At 59.7% G+C, this 390-nt stretch carries 1 protein-coding gene and 1 pseudogene; one reads left to right on the top strand and one right to left on the bottom strand.

All coding sequences use genetic code 11. The features are described 5' to 3' along the window. Window positions 1–199, bottom strand: a 199-nt coding sequence (locus tag NUW23_07225; protein MCR4425968.1) for a transposase, incomplete at its 3' end; no start/stop codon positions are given. 65 nt (window positions 200–264) lie between these two features. Between NUW23_07225 and NUW23_07220 the strand changes: the two are divergent. Continuing rightward, window positions 265–390: pseudogene (locus tag NUW23_07220) on the top strand (IS3 family transposase).

Raw genomic sequence — 390 nt, 5'->3', positions numbered from 1 at the left:
GTTCCTTGAGCCTCCCATCCTTGTCTTTCGGAAGGGGGCTCGCCGACCCTCTCGCCTTGGCTCCCCTGACCCAGTTGGCAGCTGTCTTCGCCGAGATCTCATGACGCCGAGCCACTACGGCTATGTTGCCGACCTGCTGACACTCCCGCGCGATCTGCTCCTTGAACTCCTCCGAATACCTGTTCCGCTGCAACCTCATCAACCCCCTACTCCAGTATAGACTTCATTGAGCCTCTTCCTCCACCCGCATTAGGGGGCTAGAGAGTGCGGGAGATGGGGATCGAGGGTATTCGCCCCGGCCCCAATTTGAGCAAGCGCAGCAGCGAGCACAGGGTGTATCCCTACTTACTACGGGGAGCTCGGCTGAACTATCCCAACCATGTGTGGGGC

It is taken from the genome of Bacillota bacterium (assembly GCA_024655925.1).
Lineage (GTDB): Bacteria > Bacillota > DTU025 > DTU025 > JANLFS01 > JANLFS01.
Note: the sequence above shows the minus strand (reverse complement) of the source record. Positions and strands in the feature narration are given on the sequence as shown.